This is a genomic window from Micromonospora aridisoli (assembly GCF_056150025.1).
Genome location: NZ_JAXCFK010000015.1, coordinates 57,362 through 82,745 on the forward strand (window position 1 = coordinate 57,362; position 25,384 = coordinate 82,745).

Here is a 25,384-nt window from a genome sequence, read left to right on the forward strand (position 1 = left end):
GCCGGCCTCGTCCATCGACTCCGGTCGACGGGAATCCCGGCCGCGCGATTCATTGTGGGCCGCTCGCGCCACTCCGGCTGCGATGTTTCCGATGGTCAGGGGCCTGCGTGAGGGCTTGGCCCGCCGGAAAGAGCGCACCAAGTCCGGCTTGTCGGTCAAAGCGTCCCGCCAGCCGACGGCATATGCCGAGAGCGACCAATACGACATGTCGCCGATAACAGCTTCTATCGCCCTCAGCGCTGCGTGCTCCGCCACAGCACTCCCATTGGTCCCGGCTTTCTCTGCGGATGACTCCCGTCCCGTACTACGTTGGGCAGGTCGGCCCGGCCGGCCGCCGTCCGTCCGGACGGCACCGGGTCGTCGCCGTCGCGGAGCCTCAGCCGCCCGCGCCGGCTCCGGGAGAGGAGCATTCGAGCTCTTGTCGTCCCTGACGCACACGCTGCGTGCCCTGACGGTCGCCGCCTTCTCGCTGGCGCTGGTCGTGCCGGCAACGGTGGCCCGGGCCGAACCTTCCCCCGCCGAACTGACCCGGCGGATCGAGAAGGCCTCCGTCGAGCTGGAACGCGTGGTGGAGGCCCACAACGAGCTACGGGAGAAGATCAAGGAGAACCGCGCCGCCGTGGCACGGCTGCAGGACCGGATCGGCCCGCTGGAACAGCAGGCCGAGCAGAGCCGGGCAGACGTCGGCGAGTTGGCGGTGACCGCGTACAAGACCGGCAACCTGGGGGCCGTCGACGCGCTGCTGCACGCCGGCGACTCGGCCTCCGTGCTCGACCGGCTCGGCACCCTGGACCACCTGACCCGGCAGCGGCAGGCCACCATCGCCAGTTACACCGCCGACCAGCGGCGGCTGCTCGACGAGAAGACCCGGCTGGACGTCACGCTCAGCCGGCAGGCGGCGCAGTCGCGGGAGCTGACCTCGGCGAAGCAGCGGATCGAACGCGATCTCGCCAAGCTCTACGAGCTGCGTCGGCAGGCGTATGGGCGGGCGACCGAACGGCCGACCAACCGGGCCAGCAGCGCCAACGACGCCCCCGCCGTCTCCGGCCAGGCCGGCGTAGCGGTCCGGTACGCCTACGGCGCGCTGGGCAAGCCGTACGGGTGGGGGAAGTCCGGGCCGGACAGCTACGACTGCTCCGGGCTCACCTCGGCCGCGTGGCGGGCAGCGGGCAAGTCGCTACCGCACAACACGCGGATGCAGTGGGGTGTGGTGACCCACATCAGCCGGGGCGACCTGCGTCCCGGGGACCTCGTCTTCTACAGCGGCCTGGGTCACATGGCCATCTACGTGGGCAACGGGCAGGTCATCCACGCGCCGACCTTCGGACGCAACGTGGAGAAGCGCTCGATCGACCTCATGTCACCCTACGGCTACGGTCGGGTGCGCTGAGCGCCATCCGCTCGCGCCGTCACCAGCCAGCGTCGCCGGCATCCAGAACGGCGAACGGCCGGCGTCCCCCTATCGGACGCCGGCCGTTCGCCGTTATGTCGCCTGCTCAGGCCGCCTGCAGACCCTCCGCACGGGCCAGCTCGCGGAGCCGGCCGAGCGCCTGGATCTCCAACTGCCGGATCCGCTCCCGGGACAGGGAGAACCGCGAAGCCACCTCGGTCAGCGAGTGCTCCCGGCCGTCCTCCAGCCCGTAACGGGCCCGCATGATGCCGGCCGAACGGTCGTCCAGGTGATTGAGCAGACCCTCAATCCGCTGCCGCTCCAACCCGGTGAGGACGATCTCCTCCGGCGACGGCGCGTCGCTGTCGGCGACCAGGTCACCGAGATTGGTGTCGCCGTCGTCACCGACGGGCGTGTCCAGCGACACGGTGTCCTGCGACCAACGGACCAGTTCGTTGACCCGTTCAACGGTCACGCCCAGCGCCGCCGCGATCTGCTCCGGCTCCGGGTCGCCACCCAGTTCGCGGGTCAGCTGACGGGCCACGTTGCGCATCCGGTTGACGTCCTCCACCAGGTGCACCGGCAGTCGCACGGTGCGCTCCTGCTGGGCGATCGCCCGGCTGATCGCCTGGCGGATCCACCACGTCGCGTAGGTCGAGAACTTGTATCCACGCTCGTAGTCGAACTTCTCGACCGCCCGGACCAGTCCGGTGTTGCCCTCCTGGATCAGGTCCAGCATGGGCATCCCGGAGCGGACGTAACGTCGGGCGATCGACACGACCAGTCGCAGGTTGGCCCGGATGAACAGGTCCTTGGCCCGCTCACCGTCGGCGACCAGCCGCTCCAGTTCCTCCCGGGTGGCTCCGTCGGGGACGCGGTCCTCGCCGAGCAGGTGCTCGGCGTACAGGCCGGCCTCGATGGCCTTGGAGAGATCGACCTCCTTGGCGGCGTCCAGCAGCGGCGTCCGGGAGATCTCGTGCAGGTAGACTCCGACCAGGTCGCGCTCCTCGGCGACCTCGTCAGTTCGCATTCCGATGTTCTTGTCCACGTTGCCCACGGTCCCCTCGCTCGCGCCGGTTGCCCGGTTCCTTGCCATCCCCACGCCCATCAGCCCTCCCCCGTAACCTCCGCTGTGCCCATCGGTGCTGACATCTACACAACAGATGAGACGTGTCGGGGATTCCATGTCGTGGGTCGAAAGTGTCACGAATGCCTGATAATCCGCTGAGAGCACGGTCCACGTTTGCTGTCAGCACCCTGCCTGACTGCTGCCAGCAGGCACCCCGTAGGTCGACGGATCGACGGATCGCCGTCCGTCCCGGTCCATGGCAGCACTGCCCGACCGGTAGGTGCAGCGACCCGGGTCACCACCGTGTTGCGATCCTGGTCACTGCCTGATACGCGTACGTGGACCGCTCGGTTCATCCACGCCGGTGGTAATACCCCACGCCCTGATGAACAATCCGGGCCGCGGTCCTATGCCCGCCGCCGGCCGGCAACCACCCGGCGGGAGCGAACCGCCTCGGCGGTCGCCTCCATCGCCTTGCGGGTCCGGGACCGGTTGCGGGCGGCCACTCCGACGAAGAGGCAGTCCACGACGGTGAGCTGCGCCAGCCTGCTGGCCATCGCACCGGACCGGTAGGTGGTCTCCCGCACGGCGGTGGTGAGCACGTGGTCGGCGACCTCGGTGACCGGGGAGCGCGGGAAGTTCGTCAGCACCACTGTCGTGGCGCCCCGGAACCGTGCCTGTTCCAGCACCTCGACCACGTCCGAGGTGGTGCCGGTGTGCGAGATGCCGACGGCGACGTCGCCCCGACCGAGCAGGGCCGTGGAGGCCAGGGCGGTGTGCACGTCCGGGAAACAGCAGGCGGTGCGACCGATCCGGTGCAATTTGTGCTGGAAGTCCGAGGCGACGAGGCCGCTCGCCCCGGCACCGTAGATGTCGATCCGGCCGGCACCGACAATGGCGTCCACCACCCGCTCACAGACCGTCGCGTCGAGCTGCTCGGCGGTCTCCTCCACCGCCCGCGCGTCGTTGAAGGCGATGGTCGCGATGATCTGGGCGAGGTCTGCGCCGGGCGGGATGTCTCCGCCGGCCACCCGCGCGTCCGGCGGCTCGACACGTCGGGCGGCCTCCGCGGCCAACCGGATCCGCAACTGCGGGTAGCCCTCTATGCCGACCGAACGGCAGAACCGGATGACGGTCGCCTCGGAGGTTTCGGCGGCGGTGGCGAGGTCCGTGATGGTCCGTCGGGCCGCTTCGGCGGGGTCGACGACCACCAGCCGGGCGACCCGCTGCTCGGCCGGCGACAGTGCCGGAAGCAGACCGCTGATGTGGACGATCAGCCCACCCGGCTCGGGGGCTGCGGAAACCTTCCGGCTCTTCGCCACAACTGAAACTTACTTTCATGAGCTTCGGATCGTCAACCATGACCGCCGCGGCCGTGCCGCTGCCCGGCAGCCTGCCATCCGTTCCGCCCGGTCCGCCTCCCCCGCCGGGCCGGGTCCTCCCGGTCGGGTGGGGGCCGGCACCCGCCGACCGGGCAGGGCACCGGGAGCATCCGGGAACTGCCGCACTAGCCTCGGGTCATGGCGAATCGCAGTGTGTTGCTCACCGGAGCCACGGGCGGTCTCGGCACGGCGGTCACCGCCGTGTTCGCGGAGGCGGGATGGCGCGTGATCGCGCCGCAGCGCCGGCAGCCGGCCGCGGTCACCCGACCCGAGGGTGATGCCCCGGTCCGGGTCGTGGCGGACCTGACCGACCCGCAGGACGCGGCCCGGGTTGCCGAGGTCGCGGCGGGCGACCCCGAGGCGCCGCTGCGCGCGGTGGTCAACCTCGTCGGCGGCTACGCCAGCGGCGGGCTGGTGCACGAGACCTCGGTCGAGGACTTCGAGCGGATGCTCACCCTCAACCTCCGCCCCACCCATCTGGTCACCCGTGCCGCACTCCCGCACCTGGTCGCCGCGGGTGGCGGCGCGGTGGTCTGCGTCGCCGCCCGCGCGGCGCTCACGCCGTTTCCGGGGGTCGCCGGCTACGTGACCGCGAAGGCGGCCGTGCTCGGCTTCGCCGCCGCGGTGGCGGTGGAGTACAAGGCCTCCGGCATCCGCTGCAACACGGTGCTGCCGAGCGTCATCGACACCCCGACCAACCGGGCGGCGATGCCCGACGCCGACCACACCCGCTGGGTCCACCCGGCCGAGATCGCCTCGGTGATCCGGTTCCTCGCCTCGGACGAGTCGGCGCCGACCAGCGGCGCGGCCATTCCGGTCTACGGCCGGGCCTGAGCCGGGACCAGGCTCGACACCGGTGCGGTGTCCCCGGCCGGGGTCGCCCCCGCACGTGTGCGCCGGGCCGGCCCCTCCCCGGCCGCCAGCCAGGCGTGCAGGTGCTCGCGGATCTCCCGGGCGACCTCATCGGCCCGCCGGTCAGCGTCGACCGGCACGAACGACGGGTACTCCGGCAGGGCGCGGTAGGCAAGATCGGCGGCGGTCAGATAGCCGAGGCTCTCGTGGTCGGTGCCCCGGCCCTCGATCCGCCGGTACGCCTCGCCGGGCTCGACGTTCAGCAGGAACGTCACCTGCGGTCGGGGGAAGAGCCGGTACGCGGCCCGGACCAGGCGCTCCCAGCGTTGGCCCCCGTGCGCGCGGAGGCTGGCGTACTGGCACGCGGCGTAGCGGTCCATCACGGCCACCCGTCCGGTGAGCAGCCCGCCGAGCAGCGTCAGCGCGATGGCCAGCCAGCGCAGCAGGGACTCCACCAGCAGCATTCCGTCCCGCCCGAGGAGCCCCTGTGCGTCCGGCCGGCCGAGTAGCTGCGCCACCCGGCCGAGCCAGCGCCGACCACCGGCGTTGCGGTGATAGGTGGCGGGGTACCCGGCCGCGGTGAGCGCCTCGGCGAGCCGGTACGCCTGGGTGGTCTTGCCTGAGCCGTCGATGCCGATCAGGGCCACGGTGCGAAGCCGGCCCCTGCCACATCGGGCTCCCGTCGATCCGGGCATTCCCGTCGATCTGGCCACCCTCGAAAGGTTATCCGACCACCGCACGGGGTGACGCGCGAAAAATCCCGTTCCAACACTGTTCATCCCCTTACGCGAGCGGCGCAGGTGTGGACGACCGGATTGCCGGGTACCGATCGGAGATCCCACCGGTGGCACCCGACAAGGCGACGGGAGAGCGAGATGGCCGAGCGCGACGACGAGACTCTCCTGCACACCCTCAAGAAGGTCGCCGCCGTGCTCAAGCAGTCGGAGATTCCGTTCGCCCTCGGTGGCAGCTTCGCGGTGTACGCGCACGGCGGGCACTCCAGCGAGCACGACGTGGACTTCCTCATCCGGGAGTCCGACGTCGAAACCGCGCTGGAGGCGCTGGTGCAGGCCGGCTTCACCGCCGAACGGCCACCGGAGGACTGGCTGGTCAAGGTCTACGACGGTGGCCGGATGGTGGACCTGATCCATCGTCCGATCGAGACGCCGGTGACCGAGGAGACCTTCGCCGACACGGTCGTGCGGCCGGTTGACGCGATCCACATGCCGGTGCTCTCGGCCACCCAGCTGATGGTGCACAAGCTGCTGAGCTTCTCCCAGCACTACTGCGACTTCGCGCGCGGGCTGCCGCTGGCCCGCTCACTACGCGAGCAGATCGACTGGGAACGGGTACGCAAGGAGACGCAGCACTCACCGTACGCGGAGTCGTTCCTGGTGCTGCTGGACAGGCTGGAAGTCGTGCCCCACACCGGCACGACCGACGGGAGGGGGAGACCGTGACCGCGCACCGCGACTCCGGCGCCGGGCCGCCCGACGAGTATGTCGAGGCGGAGATCCACCGGCTGCTCACCGAGGATCCGGCCGTCGCCGAACAGGGAATCACCGTGGTCCGCACCGAACGCGCCCTCGTGCTGCACGGCGAGGTCGAGAGCGCCCACCGGCGGGACGAGATCCTGCGCCGGGTGGCCGAGCGCTTTCCGGACGTGCCGATCACCAGTGACATCGGGGTGATCCGCGCGCAGGCGCCCACGGAGATCGAGCAACTGCCCTGAGGGAGGTTCGATGGTTATCCGGATCGCCGCAGTGGGCGACGTGCATCTGGACGAGGACGTGGTCGGCCGGTTCCGGCCGGCCCTGGAGGAACTGCCCGGCAGCGTCGACGCGCTGCTGCTCGCCGGTGACCTGACCCGGCACGGCACCGAGGCCGAGGCCCGCTGCGTGGCCCGCGAGTTCGGCGGCCTGGGGGTGCCGGTGATCGCCGTGCTGGGCAACCACGATCACCAGTGCGACCAGGTGCCACAGGTCGTCGGGGCGCTGCAGGAGGCGGGCATCACGGTGCTGGAGGGCGACGGCGTGGTGCTGGACTGCCCGGGTGGCCGACTGGGGATCGCCGGGGTGAAGGGCTTCGGTGGCGGCTTCGCCGGCCGGTGCGCCAGCGACTTCGGGGAGCCGGAGATGAAGGCCTTCGTACGCACCACGACCGAGAGCGCCGACCGGCTGGGCGAGGCGCTGCGCTCGCTGGACTGCGACGTACTGGTGGCGCTCACCCACTACGCGCCGGTGCCGGACACCCTGGCCGGTGAACCGTTGGAGATCTACCCGTTCCTCGGCTGCTACCAGCTGGGTCAGGCCGTCGACTCCGCGCCGACCGCGCTCGCCCTGCACGGGCACGCCCATCACGGCACCGAACGGGGGACCACTCCGGGCGGGGTGCGGGTCCGCAACGTGGCCCACCCGGTGATCAAGCAGGCGTACAGCGTCTTCCACCTGGGGGACCACCTTGATCAGGGTGAGGTTTCCGGAGTCGGTGCCGGGGGTATTCAGCAACCATGGAGCTGATTCTCTGGATTCTCGCAGTCGTACTGGTGGTCGCCGGCATCCTCGCGCTGTTCCGCCGGCAGATCCTCTGGGGCATCGTCCTCATCGTTGTCGGGCTGCTCGTCGGCCCGGGTGGTGTCAGCATCTTCAATTGACGTGGCGGCGCAAGGCGTCGCACACCGGACCCGCCGGGGTCGTCGTGACCGGTACTCCGTCCTCCCGACAGGAGTCACCGGACGCGGCGACCCCGGCGTGCTGTCGCGGGCCGTCCGCGCCTGATCGGGCCTCCCCCGGGAGGTTTGCCGCCCCCGACGAACGGAGAACCACCGTCCATGCGGACGACTGCGGAACAGACCCGACGGAACGGTGCCGGCCAGTGGTGGGCGTTGGCCGGATTCGCGCTGGCCGTCCTGGCCGCCGCCGTCATCGGCAACCTGGCCGCATCGGGGGCCGCCGACCAGTACGCCAACCTTGACCGGCCGGCGTGGGCCCCGCCGTCCTGGCTCTTCGGCCCGGTCTGGACCGTTCTGTACGTGATGATCGCGGTCGCCGGTTGGCTGGTCTGGCGCCGGACCGGATTCGGTCCGGCCCTCGGCGCGTGGGCGGTCCAGCTCGTGCTCAACGCCGCCTGGACGCCGCTCTTCTTCGCGGGCGACCGGTACGGGCTGGCGTTCGTCGAGATCATCCTGCTGTGGCTGGCGATCGGCGTGACCGTGCTGTTGTTCGCCCGGGAGAGCCGCCTGGCGACGGCGCTGCTGCTGCCCTACTGGGCCTGGGTCACCTTCGCCGCCGCCCTCAACTACTCGATCTGGCAGCTGAACAGCTGACCCGCACCGGGCCGGACCCGGGCCCGCCCAGGACCTTCGGTGTCCAGATTCTTCCTGTGGCCCTACCCGGTTGACGGAAATCTCCACTGATCGACAGGGGTCGTTCGCGCCGGTGAGAGCGCATCCAGCAGCCTGGGCCAGGTTTCCGGATTGTTACTCGGTCGTGTCCGTCCAAGGGTGGACCCCGATGGGATGCAAGCGCTTACATGTGAAAACGCCCATCGGACCGGCGCCAGGTCAACCGGATGCGACCCCGGCCAGCGCCGGACAGGAAGGAGGACGGCATGGCGGTCTCTGCCAGGCCACGCCAGGCCCTCGCGATCGTTGGCGCGATCGGACTGGCGCTCAGCGCCACCGCTTGCGGCACTGGAAGCGGCAGCAACAACGGCAACAGCAACGCCGGTTCCGCGGAGTGTGCCCCGTACGAGCAGTACCAGGGTCACGACGGCAAGACGGTGAACATCTACTCGTCGATCCGGGACATCGAGGCCGACCGCCTGGCGGAGTCCTGGAAGCAGTTCGAGGACTGCACCGGCATCAAGATCAATCACGAGGGAAGCGGCGAGTTCGAGGCCCAGCTCCCCGTCCGGGTCGACGGTGGCAACGCCCCCGACCTGGCCTTCATCCCCCAGCCCGGCCTGCTCGCCCGGTTCGCCGAGCGCAACCAGCTGAAGCCGGCCAGCGCCGAGACCAAGGCGATGGCCGAGCAGAACTACTCGCCCGACTGGCTGAAGTACAGCACCGTCAACGGCACCTTCTACGGCGCGCCGCTCGGGTCGAACGTGAAGTCGTTCGTCTGGTACTCGCCAAAGATGTTCCAGGAGAAGGGCTGGACCGTCCCGACCACCTGGGACCAGCTGATCCAGCTCAGCGACACGATCGCCGACAGCGGCGTCAAGCCGTGGTGCGCGGGCATCGAGTCCGGTGACGCCACCGGCTGGCCGGCCACCGACTGGATCGAAGACCTCATGCTGCGTACGCAGACCCCCGAGGTCTACGACCAGTGGACCACGCACGAGATCCCGTTCAACGACCCGCGGGTCGCGGAGGCGCTGGACCGCGCCGGCACCATCCTGAAGAACGACAAGTACGTCAACGGCGGCTTCGGCGGGGTGCGCAGCATCGCCACCACCTCGTTCCAGGAGGCCGGCGTGCCGATCACGCAGGGCAAGTGCGCGCTGCACCGGCAGGCCTCGTTCTACGCCAACCAGTGGCCGCAGGGCACCCGGGTGGCCGAGGACGGCGACGTGTTCGCGTTCTACTTCCCGGCCATCGACCCCGCCAAGGGCAAGCCGGTGCTGGGTGGCGGCGAGTTCGTGACGGCCTTCGCGGACCGTCCCGAGGTGCAGGCGGTGCAGACGTACCTCGCCTCGGGTGAGTACGCCAACAGCCGCGCCAAGATCGGCGACTGGGTGTCCGCGAACAACAAGGTCGACCTGGCCAACGTCGCCAACCCGATCGACAAGCTGTCGGTGGAGATCCTCCAGGACGACAGCACGGTCTTCCGGTTCGACGGTTCCGACCTGATGCCCGCCGCCGTCGGCGCCGGGACCTTCTGGAAGGGCATGGTCGACTGGATCAACGGGCGGGACACCGCCACCGTCCTCCAGGGCATCGAGAGCAGCTGGAAGTAGCTCCAGTGGTGGGCCGGTCCGCGTTCGCGGGCCGGCCCACCGGCTCTGCCGAGAACCCGGGGAGGGTTGATGAACTTCGACTTCACCAGCCAGACGCCCAAACTCATGATGCTGCTGTGGGGGCTGGTCGCCTTCGCGGTGGTGGTGGGCGGTCTGCTCGTGCTGCTCGACGCGGTGCCGTCCTACTTCGCGCGGCGGCGTGAGGCGCAATTCGTCGCCGCGTCCGCCAGCGGGGCCCCACTGCCCGGGCGGACGAAGCCCCGCGAGGGCCTGTTCGCCACGTTCTTTCTGTTGCCGACGGTGTTGCTGCTGCTGATCGGCCTCGTCGTCCCGGCGATCCGGACCACGCTGCTGTCCTTCATGGACGGCGGCAGCCAGAACTGGGTGGGCCTGGACAACTACCGCTGGATGTTCGCCGACGACTCGATCGTGCGGGTGCTGCTCAACACCCTGATCTGGGTGACCCTGGTCCCGCTCGTGGCCACCTCCATCGGCCTGATCTACGCCGTGCTCGTGGACAAGGCCCGACTGGAGGCGGTGGCGAAGTCACTGATCTTCATGCCGATGGCGATCTCGTTCGTCGGTGCCAGCATCATCTGGAAGTTCGTGTACGCGTACCGGGGCGAGGACCAGGAACAGATCGGTCTGCTCAACCAGATCGTGGTCAGCCTCGGCGGCGAGCCCCGACAGTGGCTGCTCGACTCACCGCTGAACACCCTGCTGCTCATCGTGATCATGGTGTGGATCCAGGCCGGCTTCGCCATGGTGGTGCTCTCCGCGGCGATCAAGGCCATCCCGGCCGACATCGTCGAGGCCGCCCGCCTCGACGGGGTCAGCCCGTGGCAGATGTTCTGGCAGATCACCCTGCCCAGCATCCGGCCGGCGCTGATCGTGGTGGTGGTCACCATCTCGATCGCCACGCTGAAGGTCTTCGACATCGTCCGCACCTCGACCAACGGCAACTACGACACCAGCGTGATCGCCAACGAGATGTACAACCAGGCGTTCCGGTACGGCCAGAACGGGCAGGGCTCCGCGCTGGCGGTCTTCCTCTTCGTCCTGGTGGTACCAATCGTGATCTTCCAGATCCGCAACCTGCGTCAACAGCGACGGGAGGGCTGAGATGACCACCACCACTCCCCCGGTCGCCACCGGCACCCAGGACACCGGCGGGCGGACGACAACCGCGGCGCGGGTACGCAAGCGGCTGAACACCCACACCGCGACCATGGTCGCCATCGTCATCGCCGTGGTCTGGACGATCCCCACCTTCGGCCTGTTCGTCTCCTCGTTCCGGCCGGAGAACCAGATCAAGACCACCGGCTGGTGGAACTTCTTCCGGGACCCGGAGTTCACCCTCCAGAACTACCAGGACGTGCTGTTCGGGCAGTCCGCCTCGTCCGGGCAGCTCGCCAGCTACTTCATCAACTCTCTGGTGATCACCCTGCCGTCGGTGCTCTTCCCGCTCGCGTTCGCGGCCCTGGCCGCGTACGCACTGGCGTGGATCAACTTCCGGGGCCGGGACTGGGTCTACATCGGCATCTTCGCGCTCCAGATCGTGCCGCTGCAGATGGCGCTGGTGCCGCTGCTGAGCTTCTTCTCGCGTGGCGTCACCCTGGGCGGCGTCACCCTGATGCCGGCCTGGAACCTCGACGGCGCGCAGAACTTCGCCCAGGTGTGGTTCGCGCACACCTGCTTCGCGCTGCCGTTCGCCGTGTACCTGCTGCACAACTTCATCTCTCAGCTACCCAAGGATCTGATGGAGGCGGCCCGGGTCGACGGGGCCACCCACCCGAAGATCTTCCGCACCATCGTCCTGCCCCTGGTGGCCCCGGCCCTGGCCGCGTTCGGCATCTTCCAGTTCCTCTGGGTCTGGAACGACCTGCTGGTCGGGCTCATCTTCGCCGGCGGTAGCGACGTCACCGCGCCGCTCACGGTCCGGCTGGCCGAACTGGCCGGTACCCGGGGCAACGAGTGGCAACGGTTGACCGCGGGAGCGTTCGTCTCGATCGTCGTACCGCTGATCGTGTTCCTGTCGTTGCAGCGCTACTTCGTTCGTGGGCTGCTCGCCGGCAGCGTCAAGGGCTGATCCGTCGTGGTGCCGCCGCGTTCGGCGGCGGCACCACGCGGGACGTGAGCGGGGTTTCACGTGACGAAGATCGACGATGTCGCCCGGCTGGCCGGCGTCTCCACGGCCACCGTCTCCCGGGCGCTGCGCGGACTGCCGACGGTGTCGGCCGCGACCCGGCGTCGGGTGCTGGCCGCCGCCGAGCAGTTGCAGTACGCCGTCTCGCCCAGCGCGTCGCGGCTGGCTGGCGGTCGGACCGGCACGGTGGCGGTGGTGGTCCCCCGGATCACCCGCTGGTTCTTCGGGGTGGTCGTCGAGGCGGCCGAGGACTTCTTCCACCAGGCCGGCTACGACCTGCTGCTGCACAACCTCGGCGGGCGGGAACGCAATCGCCAGCGCCTGCTGCGCACCGCCAACCTCGACAAGCGCGTCGACGCGATCATGCTGGTCGCCACCCCGCTGCAGTCCGCCGAAGTGACCACGCTGGCCGCGCTGGACCTGCCCGGGGTCACCATCAGCTCCGGCACGACCGTGCCCGGCTGGCCCTGCGTACGCATCGACGACGTGGCCGCGGCGCGGACCGCAACCCGGCACCTGCTGGATCTCGGTCACCGGCGGATCGCGCACATCTCCGGCGACCCCGACGACGAACTCGCCTTCAGCGCCCACCTCGACCGGCGCCGAGGACATCAGGAGGCGCTGCGGGCAGCGGGGCTGCACCCCGACCCGAGCCTCGACGTGGAGTCCAGCTTCGACATCGCCGGTGGCACCCGGGCCACCGAGGAACTGCTGCGCCGGGGCGACCCGCCGACGGCCATCTTCGCCGCCTGCGACGAGATGGCGATGGGCGCGCTGACCGCGCTGCGCGACGCCGGCCTGCGGGTCCCGCAGGACGTCAGCGTGATCGGCATCGACGACCACGCCCTCTCCGGTGTGCTCGGGCTGAGCACCATCGCCCAGCCTGCGGCGGAGCAGGGGCGGCTGGCCGCGCAGTTGCTGCTCGACCCACTGTGCGGGCGGGCCACCGATCCCGAGACGAGCAAACCGGATTCCTCGGTGATCCTGAACACTCGGCTGGTCGTGCGTGATTCGACCGCGCCCGCCCGGGCACACTGAACGACACCAGCATGCCGTCCGGGCCCCGGCCGGAACGGCTCGACCATGGGAGTACGCCCTGAACCACGACGCGACGCACCAGACCCCACCGACCGGCTGGTGGACGGAGGCGGTGATCTACCAGATCTACCCCCGCTCGTTCGCCGACTCCAACGGCGACGGCATCGGCGACCTGCCCGGAATCACCGCCCGCCTCGACCACCTGGCGGAGTTGGGCGTCGACGCGGTCTGGCTCTCCCCCTTCTACCCGTCCCCGCAGGCCGACGCCGGCTACGACGTGGCGGACTACCGGGACGTCGAGCCGCTGTTCGGCACGCTCGCCGACGCCGACGGCCTGATCGCGAAGGCCCACGCCCACGGCCTGCGGGTGATCGTCGACCTGGTGCCGAACCACACCTCCTCGGCGCACGCCTGGTTCCAGGCCGCCCTCGCCGCCGGCCCGGGCAGCGTCGAGCGGGAGCGCTACATCTTCCGCGAGGGCCGCGGACCGGACGGTGCCGAGCCACCCAACGACTGGCAGAGCGTCTTCGGCGGTCCAGCCTGGACCCGGGTCCCCGACGGTCAGTGGTACCTGCACCTGTTCGACACCGCCCAGCCCGACCTGAACTGGGACAATCCCGAGGTCCGCGCCGAGTTCCTGGACGTGCTGCGGTTCTGGCTGGACCGTGGGGTGGACGGCTTCCGGGTGGACGTGGCGCACGGTCTGATCAAGCAGGCCGACCTGGCCGACTGGCAGGAACCGCAGGAGATCCTCTCCGGGCAGGAGGCGGACAAGCCCCGCCCGCCGATGTGGGACCAGGACGGTGTGCACGAGGTCTACCGCGAGTGGCGACGCCTGCTCGACGGCTACCCCGGCGAGCGGGTCCTGGTCGCCGAGGCGTGGGTGGAGCCGGCGGAGCGGCTGGCCCGCTACGTACGCCCCGACGAGATGCACCAGGCGTTCAACTTCGAATACCTGCTCGCCTCCTGGACGGCTCCCGCACAGTACGCGGTGATCACCCGGTCGCTGGAGGCCACCGACGCGGTCGGCGCACCCACGACCTGGGTGCTCTCCAACCATGACGTGGTGCGCCACGCCTCCCGGCTCGGCCTGCCGGTCGGTACCCCCCGCCCCAACGGCATCGGTGTCGGCGACGAGCAGCCGGACGCCACCACCGGGCTGCGACGGGCGCGAGCGGCCACCCTGCTGATGCTCGCCCTGCCCGGCTCGGCCTACCTCTACCAGGGCGAGGAACTCGGGTTGCCGGAGCACACCACCATGCCCGACGAGGCTCGGCAGGACCCGACCTGGGTACGCAGTGGCGGCACCCAGCGCGGTCGCGACGGGTGCCGGGTGCCGATCCCGTGGGAGGCCGACGCCCCCTCATACGGCTTTGGGCCGACCGACGCCAGCTGGTTGCCGCAGCCTCCGGTCTGGGCCGAGTACGCGCTGGACCGCCAGCGCGGGGTGCCCGGCTCGACGTACGAGCTGTACCGGGAGGCGCTGCGGCTGCGCCGCACGCACCGGCTCGGCCAGGGCACCCTGGAATGGCTCTCCTCCGGCGACGAGGTGCTGACCTTCCGCAACGGCGACGTGGTGGTACTGACCAACTTCGGCACCGCACCCGTCCCGCCGCCCGCCGGCGAGTTGCTGCACCACAGCGCTCCGCTGAACGAGGACGGTTCGGTCCCCACCGACGCGACCGTCTGGGTGAGGGTGTAAGGAAGGGCCCCCTATTAACGCCTCCGGTAGAGGAGGGGCCCCCTATTAACACTTCGGCCGGGGTCGAGCCGGCGCGGTGTTAATAGGGGGCCCTTGCTATACACGAGGCGTTAAGAGGGGGCCCTTCCTTTCGCTACAGCTTCTCGGCGCGGGTGTGCAGCAGTTGCTTCACGTCGGTGATGTCCTTCGGTGAGGTACGTGCGGCGAGCCAGTACATGACGCCGGTGGGGATGAAGAAGAGCTGGAAGGCGGCCAGGCCGACGGCGTAGTTCAGGGGCGGCGGGAAGGCCACCCGCAGCCCGTGGAACGCCACTCCGACCAGCCCGTTGCCGGCGGCCCGCCCCACCCCGTTGACCAGGTTGCCGAGGCTGTAGACCGTGCCCCGGTGCTCCGGCGGGTTGACGTCGGCGATCAGCGCGAACCAGTTCGGCGAGTTCGCCGAGGTCAACGCCAGGGCCAGCAGCGCGGCCAGCAGACTCAGCCCCACCGTCGGCTCGCTGACCACGCTGCCCAGCACCGCCCGCACGACCGCGCCGGTGCCCGCGCCGTCGGGCACGTCGACGCGGATCGGTACGAAGAACAACACCAGGTAGAACGGCACGGCGGCGAGGATGCCCACCGCGGCGACCAGGGCCCGACCGGAGGGCGTACGCCGTTGCAGCGCATCGCCGATCAGGCCGCCGACGATGGAGAAGACCCCACCGAGCTGGAACAGCGTGGCGAAGACGCTGCCCACGATGATCGCGGTCGCCGTCGAGTAGCCCTGGTCCTCGGCCCGCTCTCGGAAGAGCACCGGCAGCCAGACCAGCGAGCCGAAGGCGGCCTGCGCGGTGAGGCCCTGGAGGATCAGCCAGCGGTTGGTCCGCCGCCCCAGGATGACGGGCAGGTCGGCCCGGCTGATCCGGTAGTCGTAGCCGGCGCCGGTGGCGAGCGCGCCGGCCAGTTCCGGTTCGCTCTGGCCGCGCCGGATGTCGTACGTGAACAGGTAGGCCGCCGTGGCGGCCAGCCCGACGACGGTGAGCACGAGGAACGGCCGACGCCAGTCGGTCGCGCCGAGCAGTCCTCCGACCAGGGTGCCGGCCAGTGTGCCGGCCCCCTGGGACAGTCCCCAGAAGCTCATCACCAGGCCCCGGCGGCGAGGCGAGATCAGGTCGGTGACGACCGAGAAACCGACCGAACCGACCGCGCCGAGCCCCACCGCGGCGAGCAGTTGGGCGGCCAGGAAGGTCGGATAGTTCCCGGCCAGTCCGCTGCCACCGGTGCCGGCCGCCCAGAGCAGTGTGCCGATCATCAGCAACGGTTTGCGGTTGGTGCGGTCGCCGAAGTACGCCCAGCCCACCGCCGCCACCGCACTGACCAGGAAGCTGATCGCGGTGACCAGGCCGAGCAGCCGCTGCGGCACCTCGAAGGACTCGGCGATCGCGCCGTACAGCGGCGGCACCAGGCCGATCGCCACGTTGTCCAGCGAGGCGAGCAGCACGAAGACCACGACGCTGTACAACCGGTGCGCCGCGCCGCCGCCCCACACCGGCGTCGACCGGCCCGTGGTCAAGGTCATGCGGGCAGCCAACCAGGGCTGGATAACGGGCCGGTCACCGGGTCACCCCGCTGCCGGCGCCGTCATCGCGAACGAGGATCGGGCGCGATGCCGGGTCGGGTGGCGTCCGCGTGCGGCGACGCCACCCGGCCCGGGATCGAGTGTGGTCAGCCCTGGGCCAACCGGTCCAGGTGGCGTTCCCGGGCCTGCGCGTAGCGCTCCCGGATGGCGGAGACCGGCTCGGCGGCGTACTCCTCGGTGCCGGACGGTGTCCAGGACGGTGCCGCCGTGCCACCCAGGGCGAGCCAGGCGGCCTGACGGGCGGCACCGTCGGCGACGTACTCGCCGGGCGGTGGGACGACCACCGGGCAGCCGAACACCTGCGCCGCGATCCGGCGTACCGCCGCCGAGCGGGCGCCGCCACCGACCAGGATCACCCGGCGTACGGTCGCTCCCTGGGCCGCGAGGGCGTCGAGCCCGTCGGCGAGCGCGCAGAGCATGCCCTCCACCGCCGCCCGGGCCAGGTGCGCGGGGGTCGAGGTGCGCAGGGTCAGTCCGTGCACCGCACCGGTGGCGTCCGGCCGATTCGGCGTCCGCTCGCCCTCCAGGTACGGCACCATGACCAGTCCGTCCGCGCCGGGCGGTGCGGACAGCGCCAGGTCGGCCAGCTCGTCCAAGCTCACCCGCAGCATGGCCGCGGCGGCGTCCAGCACCCGGGCCGCGTTCAGCGTGCAGACCAGCGGCAGGAACCTGCCGGTGACGTCGGCGAAGCCGGCGACGATGCCGCTCGGGTCGGCCGCCGGGGTGTCCGCGACGCTGAAGACCGTGCCGGAGGTACCGATCGAGACCACGACGTCGCCGGGACCGGCACCGACGCCGAAGCCGGCGGCGGCGTTGTCACCCGCGCCGGGGCCGAGCAGTGCCGCGCCGGAGCCCGGCGCGGCACCGGAGCCCGACAGTGCCGCCGGGGCAAGGTGCCCGGCGGTCTCGGCCGGACCGAGTACCGTCGGCACCCGCACCACCCGCCCGAGCGCCTGCTCGAGCAGGTCCGGCCGGTACTTCCCGGTGGCTGGCGACCAGTAGCCGGTGCCGCTGGCGTCGCTGCGGTCCGTCCGCAGCGCGTCCAGCCCGGGTGCGCCGGCCAGCCGCCAGGTCAGCCAGTCGTGCGGCAGGCAGACCGCGGCCACCCGCTCGGCGTTCGCCGGCTCGTGGCGGGCCAGCCAGCGCAGTTTGGTGACGGTGAAGCTGGCCACCGGCACGCTGCCCACCGCGTCGGCCCAGAACCGGCGGCCGGCCTGCCCCTCGCCCGCCTCCTGGATCAGCTCGGCGGCCGCCCCGGCCGACCGGGTGTCGTTCCAGAGCAGCGCCGGCCGGATCACCTGGCCGGCCTCGTCGAGGCAGACCATGCCGTGCTGCTGGCCCGCCACGGAGACCGCAGCCACGTCGGCCAGCCCGCCCGCGGCGTCGATCGCCGTCCGGAGCGCCGACCACCAGGCCGAGGGGTCGACCTCGGTGCCGTCCGGGTGCGGTGCCCGACCCTGCCGGACCAGGGCACCGGTCTCCGCGTCCCGGACGACCACCTTGCACGACTGGGTGGAGGAGTCCACCCCGGCGACGAGCGGCATGCCAGCCGCCTCAGCGCGCGCCGAGCAGGTGCTCGACGGCGAGCTGGTTCAACCGGACGAAGCCGAAGCCGCGGGCCGCGGTCGCCTCGATGTCGAACTCCTCGAACGCGCTGGTGTCGGCGAGCAGCTCGGCGTAGCCCTCGCCGTCGCCGAGGGTCGGCACGGCCAGCTCGTCGACCTTGCTCGCGGCCAGCGCCTCGGCCACCTCCGGGTCGGCCCGGAACGCCGCGGCCCGCTCCTTGAGCAGCAGGTAGGTGCTCATGTTCGCCGCCGCAGAGGCCCAGACCCCGTCGACGTCCTCGGTGCGGGAGGGCTTGTAGTCGAAGTGCCGCGGCCCCTCGTACGCCGGACCGCCACCCGGCGCGCCGTGCTCCAGCAGGTCGACCAGGGCGAACGCGTTGAGCAGGTCGCCGTGGCCGAAGACCAGGTCCTGGTCGTACTTGATGCCGCGCTGGCCGTTGAGGTCGATGTGGAACAGCTTGCCCTGCCAGAGCGCCTGGGCGATGCCGTGGACGAAGTTGAGCCCGGCCATCTGCTCGTGACCGACCTCCGGGTTGACCCCGACCCGCTCCGGGTGGGCCAGGGTGGAGATGAACGCCAGCGCGTGCCCGACGGTGGGCAGCAGGATGTCGCCGCGCGGCTCGTTGGGCTTCGGCTCCAGCGCGAAGCGCAGGTCGTAGCCGCGGTCGATGACGTACTGGCAGAGCAGGTCGACCGCCTCGCGGTACCGCTCCAACGCGGCCTGGACGTCCTTGGCCAGGTCGTACTCGCCGCCCTCCCGGCCACCCCACATGACGAAGGTCTTCGCGCCCAGCTCGGCGGCGAGGTCGATGTTGCGCAGCACCTTCCGCAGCGCGTACCGCCGCACGTCGCGGTCGTTGCTGGTGAAGCCACCGTCCTTGAAGACCGGCTGCTGGAAGAGGTCCGTGGTGACCATCGGCACCACCAGGCCGGTCTCGTCGAGCGCCTTGCGGAACCGGGCGATCTGGGCGTCCCGGGTGGCGGCGTCCGAGCCGAACGGCACCAGGTCGTCGTCGTGGAAGGTGACGCCGTACGCACCCAGCTCGGCGAGCCGGTGCACCGACTCCACCGGGTCCAGCGCGGCGCGGGTGGCGTGGCCGAACGGGTCTCGGCCCTGCCAGCCGACCGTCCAGAGCCCGAAGGAGAACTTGTCGGCAGGGGTGGGACGGGGTGCCATGGCAGACCTCCGGTGGTGTCATCCGCTATTTGTTCAGTGGTTGAATTAAATGACCACGATGTGGCAGTGTCAAGGGGTGAAGTCACCCGCAGCCCCGCCCGGCGCGGTGCGGCAGGCCAGCCTGCGTGAGCTGAACCTCGCCCTCGTGCTCGGCCGCATCGCCGCCGCCCGCCACCCGCCGTCGCGGGCCGCGCTGGCCGCCGACACCGGCCTGACCCGGGCCACCGTCTCGGCCGTGGTGGAGGATCTCGTCGCCGGTCGGCTGGTCACCGAGGCGGACCCGACGCCCCGTGCCGGCGCCGGCCGCCCCGCCCGTGGGCTGCTGCTCGCCGACGACGGTCCGGCCGGCCTGGGGCTGGAGATCAACGTCGACTACCTGGCCGCGTGCGTCGTCGACCTCGCCGGCCAGGTGCGGCACCACACGGTGTGCCGGGTCGACCTGCGACCGGTCTCCCCGGCCGACGCGCTGGGCCGGCTAGCCGGACTCGCCGCCCAGGCCCGCGCCGACGCCGACGCCCAGGGCCTGACCCTGGCCGGTGCCGCCCTGGGGGTACCCGGCCTGGTGGACGACGCCGGACGGGTACGCCTCGCACCGAACCTGGGCTGGCGGGACGTACCGGTGCCGGCGCTGTTGGCCGACCACCCCCCGCTGACCGAGTTCGTCGACGGGGTGCCGCCCCTGGTGGTGGACAACGAGGCCAACCTCGCCGCGTTGGCCGAATTGCACGCCGGTGCCGGGCCGGGCAGTTTCCTGCACATCTCCGGCGAGGTCGGTATCGGTGCCGGCATCGTCCTCGACGGCGCGTTGTTCCGGGGCGCCCGTGGCTGGAGCGGCGAGATCGGCCACATCCCGGTACGTCCGGACGGGCCGCCCTGCCGTTGCGGCGGCCGTGGCTGCCTGGAGCTCTACGCGGGCCAGGAGGCGATCCTCTCCGCCGCCGGCCTGGCCGGAGCCGACCTGCCGGCCGACACGGCGTCGACCCGGCTGACCCAACTCGCCGAGGCCGGACACCCCGTCGTGCTACGGGCCCTGGCCGAGGCCGGTACGGCGATCGGGGTCACCGTGGCCAGCGTGGTGAATCTGTTGGACCTCGACACGGTGGTGCTGGGCGGTGGCTACGCCCCGCTCACCGGCTGGCTCCGGCCGCCCGTGCTCGCCGAGATCGAGCGTCGCGTGCTCACCGCGGCCTGGTCACCGGTGACCGTCCGGCCGGCCGCCCTCGGTGCCACGGCCGCCGCGGTGGGAGCCGCCGGTTCGGTGGTCCGCCGGATCATCGCCCGCCCCGCCGGCTGGCTGGCCCGGCTCTGACTGCCGGTCTCCGCTACTCGACAGGCGGTTTCGACGAACGTCTCGGTACCCTTGCCCGCAGGCAACCAACCGCGACCCCGAGGAGTGCACCACCGGCATGCGTACTGGTCGACAGCGCCCGGCGCCCGGCGACCGCCGGTGACCAGCACCCGACAGGGCGCCTTCGCGACCGGCGAGCGGGCCGACGACGGACGGCCCCGCCGCCCCGACCCCGACCCGCCCCACGTCACGCCGGTGGACGCCGACCTCGCCCACGAGCTGCTCGACGGGCTCGCGGAGGCGGTGCTCACCACCGACGAGGCCGGGCTGATCGTGCTGGTCAACGCAATGGCCGTGGAGTTGCTGCCCGACGTGGTCGTCGGCACCGACCTGGCCGGATGCCAGTTGCCGGCGCTGGCGGCCGCGGCCGCCGACGGAGCGGACGACTTCGAGGGTGAACACCAGGGACGACGGTTACGGGGTGTCCGCCGTGCGCTGGGCGGCGGCCGGTCCGCCTGGTGCGTGCGGGACGTCACCGACGAGCACGCTCACGCCGAGGAGCTGCTGGCCGAGCGCCGGCGTACCCGGTTCCTGGCGCACGCCGGCCGTCAGCTCGGCCTGACGCTGGAGCGTGCGGAGACCCTCCGCGCCGTCGCCACCCTGCCCGTGCCGTACCTGGCCGATCTGGCCCTGGTGGTGCACCTGCCCCCCACTCCGACCGAGCATCAGCCGCACTGGGTCCGGCACACCGAAGCCGACGCGGCACCGGCCGCCGGGGTCGTCGGCTGGGACGTCGTCACCGCCGTACCGGGTCTCGTCGAGGCCCTCGACGGCGAGCCCGCCGATCCGCGGCCGTGGCCGGCCACCGGTAAGGACCTCGACCCCCTGCTCCCGGCGGACGTGGACCCGGCGTCGACACTGCTGGTCAGCCCGATGCCGGGGGCCGGTCGGACGGCGGGGGCGCTGGTGCTGCTCCGCCGAGCCACCGGCTTCGACCGGCGTGACGTCGAGCTGGCCCGGGAGTTCGCCGCGCGGGCCGGTGCCGCCCTGACCACCGCACAACTCCACGACGAGCAGAGCCATCTCGCCCGGGTACTCCAGCACAGCCTGCTGCCACCGAAGCTGCCCACGGTGGCCGGGGCGACCCTGGCCGGCGGCTACCGCGCCGCCGGCGACACCCTGCGGATCGGAGGCGACTTCTACGACGTCCTGCCGACCGACGGCGGTGCCCTGTTCGCCATCGGCGACGTCTGTGGCAAGGGGGTCGGCGCGGCGGTGCTGACCGGTCGGGTACGCCAGTCGCTGCAGACCCTGCGGCTGGTCGAGCAGCAACCGTCGAAGCTGCTCCGACTGCTCGACCGGGCACTGCTCGGGATGCCGGACGCCACCCGGCGCGGCCAGTTCACCACCATGCTGCTGGGCACCCTGCGTCCCGAGCCGCAGGGCGGGTTGCGGGTCCGGATCGCCGGTGGCGGGCACCCGGCGCCCCTCGTGGTCCGCGCCGACGGGACGGTGACCCGGGTACGGGTGGGCGGGATGCCGGTCGGTGCGCTGCCCGATGCCCGGTTCGCCGCCGCGGACCTTCGGTTGGCCCCCGGTGAGCTGCTGTTCACCCACACCGACGGCGTCACCGACGCCCCGGGTGGCTCGCGCGGGACGGACCAGTTCGGCGAACCGCGACTGCGTAGGGCGCTGTCCGCCGGTGCCGGGTTGTCCCCGGCGGAGCTGGTCGACCGGTTGCTCCGGCAGCTCGACGAATGGTGTGCCGGGCACCGCCACGACGACGTCGCGATGCTGGCGATCGGCCCGACCGCCGACTGACCGGGCTGTCACCCGGCTCGGCGACACCCCCGGGGGCGGGGGGTCGGTCAGGCGGTCCGGAAGACGGAGGCGTCTCCGGCCGGCCAGCCACGCGCCGCCCCCTCGGCGGAGCCACGGGCCTCCGGCAGTTGCTCCGCGAGTGGTTCCTCGCCCTGCGGCACCAGCGGCGACACCGGCCGCACGACCCGCGCGCGAGCGGCCTCGTCGAAGGCGCGCAACCCCCGCAGCAGCGCCTGCCGGGCTTCCGGCGTCATGGCGGCCAGGATCGCCGCCAGCTGCTGCCGGCGGTCGTCACGCAGCTCGGCCAGCAACCGACGGGCCTCGGCGGTCAGGTGCAGCGAGATCTCCCGCCGGTCGGCCCGGCCCGGCTCCCGCTCCAGCATCCCGGCGGCCACCAGTCGGTCGCAGAGTCGGCTGGCCGAGGAGAGCAGCATGTCCAGACCGGTGGCGAGGCGGCGGAGGTTGATCCCGTCGTGGCGCTCGACGAGCATCACGGCGCGAAGCTGGGCGGTGGAGATCCGGTTGGCCGTCCGCTCCCTCGCGCCGTCCCAGACCGTCAGCAGGGCACCTGCCGCGGCGTCCAGCTCGGCAGCCATACTCATCTCGGGTCCCGGTGGACCATGCAGTTCCGCCATGGTGGGCCTGAGCGTACTCCGATTCTGTCGGTGAATGGGCTTGTGATCAAGGAGAGACCATGAGCGAGCCGGTCGACCGGGCCCGTGCCGCCATCATCGCCGCCCCCGTGGATCTTCTCGTGGCCCGCGTCGGGGCGCTGCTCGATCGCGAGTACGGCATCACCGACACCGAGCTGTTCCAGATCGACTACCGGCTGGCGGCCCTGCTGCCGCTCGGGCACGGGGCGGCGGTGACGGAGCCTGGGCATCCGGCGTGGCGCTGCTTCGACCACCAGAGCCCGACCCACGTCGACGGCACCGGGTATCTGCCGGTGACCATGCGTGGGGAACGGTGGGGTGTGCTCCGGGTGGCGCCGGTCGCCGACGCGCGGCTGAGCGACCTGGCGAAGGTCGCGACCGCGCTCGCCCACGAGCTGGCCGCCGTCGACGCCGGCACGGACGTGTACCGCAAGGCTCGACGCAGCCGCCGGCTCACGCTCGCCGCGGAGGTGCAGTGGGAGCTGCTGCCCGGGCGCAGCCGTCTCCGCCCGTCCTTCAGCCTCGCCGGTCAACTGGAACCGGCGTACGCGGTGCGCGGGGACAGCTTCGACTGGTCCGACGACGGTGAGCGGGTCTGGCTCGCCACGATCAACGGGATGGGTGAGGGGGTCGCCGCGTCGATGCTCACCACCCTCGCCACCTGCGCGTTGCGTAACGCCCGCCGAGCCGACATCCCGCTGGCCGATCAGGCGGCCCTGGCCGACCAGGCGATCTACGACCTGCACCAGGGTCGGCAGTACCTGGCGACCCTGCTGCTCGAACTGGACCTGCGCACCGGGCTGCTCACCGCCGTCGACGCCGGCTCGCCCCGACTCGTCCTGCTACGCGACGGCGAGGTCAGCGTGCAGCCACTGGAGGAGCAGTTCCCCCTCGGCATGTTCGAGGGGACCAACTACCGCGAGCAGTACGTGCAACTCCAGCGCGGCGACCGGCTGTTCATGATCAGCGACGGGGTGATCGAGGCGACGGGGGGCGCCGAGCGCTACGGACAGACGGCGCTCGACCGGATGTTGCGCCGGACCACGCCGATGACGTCGCTGGACGCGGTCCGGTCCCTGCTCGGTGACCTGCGCGCGTTCGTCGCCGGCGACCTCACCGACGACGCCGTGGTGGTCTGCCTGGACTGGTTCGGCCCCCAGCCGTGAGACGCCTCGCCCGGGTCAGTACGCACCGCGACTGTTGATCACCGCTCCGACGGTCTTCCAGAGGATCGTCAGGTCGGCGGCGAGTGACCAGTTCTCCACGTAGTAGAGATCGAGCCGGATGCCGTCCTCCCAGCTCAGGTCGGACCGTCCGCTGACCTGCCAGAGCCCGGTCATGCCCGGTTTGACCAGCAACCGGCGGGCGACGTCGCCGTCGTAGCGGGCGACCTCGGAGGGCAGCGGCGGCCGAGGGCCGACCAGGCTCATCTGCCCGAGCAGGACGTTGACCAACTGCGGCAGCTCGTCCAGCGACCACTTGCGCAGCAGCCGACCCACCCGGGTCACCCGGGGGTCGTCCCGCATCTTGAACAACAGGCCGTCGGTCTCGTTGCGGGCGGCCAGCTCGGCCAGCAGGACGTCCGCGTTGACCACCATGGTGCGGAACTTGAAGACCCCGAACTCCTGGCCGCCCTGCCCGACCCGGGTCTGCCGGAACAGCACCGGTCCCCGGCTGTCCAGCTTGACGGCCAGCGCGATGACCGCCACCAGGGGCAACAGCATGGTCAGTGCCACCAGCGACATCGATCGGTCGACGAACCCCTTGACCAGTTTGCGGACCCCGCGGAACTCGGGCGCCTCCACGTGGATCAGCGGCAGGCCGGCGACGGGGCGGGTGTGGATGCGCGGGCCCGCGACGTCGGTCAGCGCCGGAGCCAGCACCAGGTCGATGCCGGTGCCCTCCAGCTGCCAGCCGAGCCGACGCAGCCGGGTGGCGGTCAACTCACCGCAGGCGGTCACAGCGACCGTGTCCGCGCCGATCGCGGCGGCGGCCTCCGGGATGGCCCGGAACGAGCCCACCACGGGCACGTCACCGAGCCGCTGGGCGACCGGTGCGAGCAGGGCGTCCGGGATGCAGGCGCCCACCACCTGGTAGCCGGCGTACGGCTCGCGGCGCAGGGTGTGCACCAGTTCCAGCACGTGCGCGGTGTCCCCGACCACCAGCACCCGCCGCGACCAGCCCGACCCCTGCGACCGGGCACGGTGCAGGCGCTTGCGGGCGGCGAAGCGGGCCACCTCGAGACCGATCGTGCCCACCGAGAAGGAGATGGCCAGAAAACCCCGGGAGACACCGACATCGGCGACGTAGCCCGCGATGGCGGTCGCGCCGGCCAGCCGCAGGCTGGCCATGCTCACCCGTCGGTACTCGTCCGCGCCGTAGCCGACCACCCGGTCGTCGTAGCAGCGCAGCGCCTTCAGCGAGACCAGCCACGCCAGGACCAGCGCCGGTGCCACCAGGACGTACGGCACCGGACCTCGGGGGGCGGCGTCACCGAACCGGACGGCATAGCCGACGAGCACCGCCACCGCCAGGACCGCGGCGTCCAGCACGACCAGGGTCCGGACGTACGCCCGCTGGTCGGCGCGCACCGGTCGCGTCGGTGGCGGGGCGTCGTGCGGTCGCGATGACGATCTGACCGGGGTCAACAGCGTCGCCGAGGTCACCAGCCCTCCCACTTCGCTCGCCGACGGCACGGGCCCGGTCGGGCCAGGACCGGAACTA

The 25,384-nt window shown here is 71.6% G+C and carries 23 protein-coding genes; 15 read left to right on the forward strand and 8 right to left on the reverse strand.

Annotated elements, in window-relative coordinates:
* The first annotated feature begins 418 nt into the window (after positions 1 to 418).
* The gene (locus tag SM447_RS25875) at positions 419 to 1,390 is read left to right on the forward strand and encodes a C40 family peptidase (RefSeq protein WP_474575474.1); all 972 of its coding nucleotides are present in this window, start codon (positions 419 to 421) and stop codon (positions 1,388 to 1,390) included.
* 106 nt (positions 1,391 to 1,496) lie between these two features.
* Here SM447_RS25875 and SM447_RS25880 read toward each other — a convergent pair whose 3' ends face one another.
* Together SM447_RS25880 and SM447_RS25885 are read right to left on the reverse strand one after the other, a co-directional pair.
* The gene (locus SM447_RS25880) at positions 1,497 to 2,486 is read right to left on the reverse strand and encodes a sigma-70 family RNA polymerase sigma factor (protein ID WP_474575532.1); all 990 of its coding nucleotides are present in this window, start codon (positions 2,484 to 2,486) and stop codon (positions 1,497 to 1,499) included.
* A 380-nt stretch (positions 2,487 to 2,866) separates the two neighbouring features.
* Positions 2,867 to 3,781 carry a MurR/RpiR family transcriptional regulator gene (locus SM447_RS25885; RefSeq protein ID WP_474575475.1) on the reverse strand — a complete coding sequence of 305 codons (915 nt, stop codon included), beginning with the start codon at positions 3,779 to 3,781 and terminating at the stop codon, positions 2,867 to 2,869.
* A gap of 198 nt (positions 3,782 to 3,979) precedes the next feature.
* Between SM447_RS25885 and SM447_RS25890 the strand changes: the two genes are divergently transcribed.
* Positions 3,980 to 4,675: an SDR family NAD(P)-dependent oxidoreductase gene (locus tag SM447_RS25890; RefSeq protein WP_474575476.1), complete on the forward strand. Its 696-nt coding sequence runs from the start codon at positions 3,980 to 3,982 to the stop codon at positions 4,673 to 4,675.
* Here SM447_RS25890 and SM447_RS25895 read toward each other — a convergent pair.
* Positions 4,660 to 5,388, reverse strand: coding sequence for a dTMP kinase (locus tag SM447_RS25895; RefSeq protein WP_474575533.1), 729 nt, complete (start codon positions 5,386 to 5,388; stop codon positions 4,660 to 4,662). The two genes, SM447_RS25890 and SM447_RS25895, sit on opposite strands and share 16 nt — an antisense overlap.
* A 180-nt stretch (positions 5,389 to 5,568) precedes the next feature.
* Here SM447_RS25895 and SM447_RS25900 point away from each other — a divergent pair, with 180 nt between their 5' ends.
* The 10 genes from SM447_RS25900 (at position 5,569) to SM447_RS25945 (ending at position 14,538) form a co-directional block, all read left to right on the forward strand.
* Positions 5,569 to 6,153 (forward strand): nucleotidyltransferase, encoded by a 585-nt coding sequence (locus SM447_RS25900; RefSeq protein ID WP_474575477.1) that lies wholly within the window; start codon positions 5,569 to 5,571, stop codon positions 6,151 to 6,153.
* Positions 6,150 to 6,425 (forward strand): BON domain-containing protein, encoded by a 276-nt coding sequence (locus tag SM447_RS25905; protein ID WP_474575478.1) that lies wholly within the window; start codon positions 6,150 to 6,152, stop codon positions 6,423 to 6,425. Before SM447_RS25900 ends, SM447_RS25905 begins: the two co-directional genes overlap by 4 nt.
* A 10-nt stretch (positions 6,426 to 6,435) precedes the next feature.
* Positions 6,436 to 7,212, forward strand: a complete 777-nt coding sequence (locus SM447_RS25910; RefSeq protein ID WP_474575479.1) for a metallophosphoesterase family protein — start codon at positions 6,436 to 6,438, stop codon at positions 7,210 to 7,212.
* On the forward strand, positions 7,203 to 7,346 hold the full coding sequence (locus SM447_RS25915; RefSeq protein ID WP_007464364.1) for a GPGG-motif small membrane protein: 144 nt from the start codon (positions 7,203 to 7,205) through the stop codon (positions 7,344 to 7,346). The genes SM447_RS25910 and SM447_RS25915 overlap by 10 nt, the downstream gene beginning before the upstream one ends.
* A gap of 177 nt (positions 7,347 to 7,523) precedes the next feature.
* Positions 7,524 to 8,018: a TspO/MBR family protein gene (locus SM447_RS25920; protein WP_474575480.1), complete on the forward strand. Its 495-nt coding sequence runs from the start codon at positions 7,524 to 7,526 to the stop codon at positions 8,016 to 8,018.
* 284 nt (positions 8,019 to 8,302) lie between these two features.
* Entirely contained in the window at positions 8,303 to 9,652 is a 1,350-nt protein-coding gene (locus SM447_RS25925) for an ABC transporter substrate-binding protein (RefSeq protein WP_474575481.1), read from the forward strand.
* 69 nt (positions 9,653 to 9,721) lie between these two features.
* Entirely contained in the window at positions 9,722 to 10,774 is a 1,053-nt protein-coding gene (locus tag SM447_RS25930) for a carbohydrate ABC transporter permease (protein WP_474575482.1), read from the forward strand.
* Between the two features lies 1 nt (position 10,775).
* On the forward strand, positions 10,776 to 11,741 hold the full coding sequence (locus SM447_RS25935; protein WP_474575483.1) for a carbohydrate ABC transporter permease: 966 nt from the start codon (positions 10,776 to 10,778) through the stop codon (positions 11,739 to 11,741).
* 60 nt (positions 11,742 to 11,801) lie between these two features.
* Positions 11,802 to 12,836, forward strand: coding sequence for a LacI family DNA-binding transcriptional regulator (locus SM447_RS25940; protein WP_474575484.1), 1,035 nt, complete (start codon positions 11,802 to 11,804; stop codon positions 12,834 to 12,836).
* A 58-nt stretch (positions 12,837 to 12,894) separates the two neighbouring features.
* On the forward strand, positions 12,895 to 14,538 hold the full coding sequence (locus SM447_RS25945; RefSeq protein ID WP_474575534.1) for a glycoside hydrolase family 13 protein: 1,644 nt from the start codon (positions 12,895 to 12,897) through the stop codon (positions 14,536 to 14,538).
* A 133-nt stretch (positions 14,539 to 14,671) separates the two neighbouring features.
* Here the strand turns inward: SM447_RS25945 and SM447_RS25950 are convergent, their stop codons facing one another.
* From SM447_RS25950 to xylA, 3 genes are all read right to left on the reverse strand, one after another.
* Positions 14,672 to 16,096 carry an MFS transporter gene (locus tag SM447_RS25950; RefSeq protein WP_474575485.1) on the reverse strand — a complete coding sequence of 475 codons (1,425 nt, stop codon included), beginning with the start codon at positions 16,094 to 16,096 and terminating at the stop codon, positions 14,672 to 14,674.
* A 146-nt stretch (positions 16,097 to 16,242) separates the two neighbouring features.
* A complete protein-coding gene (xylB, locus tag SM447_RS25955) occupies positions 16,243 to 17,700 on the reverse strand; it encodes a xylulokinase (RefSeq protein ID WP_474575486.1) in 1,458 nt (485 codons plus the stop codon).
* 10 nt (positions 17,701 to 17,710) lie between these two features.
* Positions 17,711 to 18,898: a xylose isomerase gene (gene xylA / locus SM447_RS25960; protein WP_474575487.1), complete on the reverse strand. Its 1,188-nt coding sequence runs from the start codon at positions 18,896 to 18,898 to the stop codon at positions 17,711 to 17,713.
* A 49-nt stretch (positions 18,899 to 18,947) separates the two neighbouring features.
* Between xylA and SM447_RS25965 the strand changes: the two genes are divergently transcribed.
* The gene (locus SM447_RS25965) at positions 18,948 to 20,207 is read left to right on the forward strand and encodes an ROK family protein (protein WP_474575488.1); all 1,260 of its coding nucleotides are present in this window, start codon (positions 18,948 to 18,950) and stop codon (positions 20,205 to 20,207) included.
* 138 nt (positions 20,208 to 20,345) lie between these two features.
* Complete coding sequence (locus SM447_RS25970; protein ID WP_474575489.1) at positions 20,346 to 22,007, forward strand: PP2C family protein-serine/threonine phosphatase; 1,662 nt, start codon at positions 20,346 to 20,348, stop codon at positions 22,005 to 22,007.
* Between the two features lie 47 nt (positions 22,008 to 22,054).
* Here the strand turns inward: SM447_RS25970 and SM447_RS25975 are convergent, their stop codons facing one another.
* Positions 22,055 to 22,609 carry a MarR family winged helix-turn-helix transcriptional regulator gene (locus SM447_RS25975; protein WP_474575490.1) on the reverse strand — a complete coding sequence of 185 codons (555 nt, stop codon included), beginning with the start codon at positions 22,607 to 22,609 and terminating at the stop codon, positions 22,055 to 22,057.
* Positions 22,610 to 22,701: 92 nt separating this feature from the next.
* On the opposite strand from SM447_RS25975, the gene SM447_RS25980 reads away from it, so the two are divergent.
* On the forward strand, positions 22,702 to 23,826 hold the full coding sequence (locus SM447_RS25980; protein WP_474575491.1) for a PP2C family protein-serine/threonine phosphatase: 1,125 nt from the start codon (positions 22,702 to 22,704) through the stop codon (positions 23,824 to 23,826).
* 15 nt (positions 23,827 to 23,841) lie between these two features.
* On the opposite strand, the gene SM447_RS25985 is transcribed toward SM447_RS25980, so the two are convergent.
* A complete protein-coding gene (locus SM447_RS25985) occupies positions 23,842 to 25,326 on the reverse strand; it encodes a sugar transferase (protein ID WP_474575492.1) in 1,485 nt (494 codons plus the stop codon).
* Positions 25,327 to 25,384: the final 58 nt, after the last annotated feature.

Bases quoted from the DNA above. Each gene is read 5' to 3' on its own strand.
- SM447_RS25880 (WP_474575532.1), bottom strand. From the start codon at position 2,486: ATGGCAAGGAACCGGGCAACCGGCGCGAGCGAGGGGACCGTGGGCAAC.
- SM447_RS25890 (WP_474575476.1), top strand. From the start codon at position 3,980: ATGGCGAATCGCAGTGTGTTGCTCACCGGAGCCACGGGCGGTCTCGGC.
- SM447_RS25895 (WP_474575533.1), bottom strand. From the start codon at position 5,388: ATGCCCGGATCGACGGGAGCCCGATGTGGCAGGGGCCGGCTTCGCACC.
- SM447_RS25900 (WP_474575477.1), top strand. From the start codon at position 5,569: ATGGCCGAGCGCGACGACGAGACTCTCCTGCACACCCTCAAGAAGGTC.
- SM447_RS25910 (WP_474575479.1), top strand. From the start codon at position 6,436: ATGGTTATCCGGATCGCCGCAGTGGGCGACGTGCATCTGGACGAGGAC.
- SM447_RS25915 (WP_007464364.1), top strand. From the start codon at position 7,203: ATGGAGCTGATTCTCTGGATTCTCGCAGTCGTACTGGTGGTCGCCGGC.
- SM447_RS25920 (WP_474575480.1), top strand. From the start codon at position 7,524: ATGCGGACGACTGCGGAACAGACCCGACGGAACGGTGCCGGCCAGTGG.
- SM447_RS25925 (WP_474575481.1), top strand. From the start codon at position 8,303: ATGGCGGTCTCTGCCAGGCCACGCCAGGCCCTCGCGATCGTTGGCGCG.
- SM447_RS25930 (WP_474575482.1), top strand. From the start codon at position 9,722: ATGAACTTCGACTTCACCAGCCAGACGCCCAAACTCATGATGCTGCTG.
- SM447_RS25935 (WP_474575483.1), top strand. From the start codon at position 10,776: ATGACCACCACCACTCCCCCGGTCGCCACCGGCACCCAGGACACCGGC.
- SM447_RS25950 (WP_474575485.1), bottom strand. From the start codon at position 16,096: ATGACCTTGACCACGGGCCGGTCGACGCCGGTGTGGGGCGGCGGCGCG.
- xylB (WP_474575486.1), bottom strand. From the start codon at position 17,700: ATGCCGCTCGTCGCCGGGGTGGACTCCTCCACCCAGTCGTGCAAGGTG.
- xylA (WP_474575487.1), bottom strand. From the start codon at position 18,898: ATGGCACCCCGTCCCACCCCTGCCGACAAGTTCTCCTTCGGGCTCTGG.
- SM447_RS25965 (WP_474575488.1), top strand. From the start codon at position 18,948: ATGACCACGATGTGGCAGTGTCAAGGGGTGAAGTCACCCGCAGCCCCG.
- SM447_RS25975 (WP_474575490.1), bottom strand. From the start codon at position 22,609: ATGAGTATGGCTGCCGAGCTGGACGCCGCGGCAGGTGCCCTGCTGACG.
- SM447_RS25980 (WP_474575491.1), top strand. From the start codon at position 22,702: ATGAGCGAGCCGGTCGACCGGGCCCGTGCCGCCATCATCGCCGCCCCC.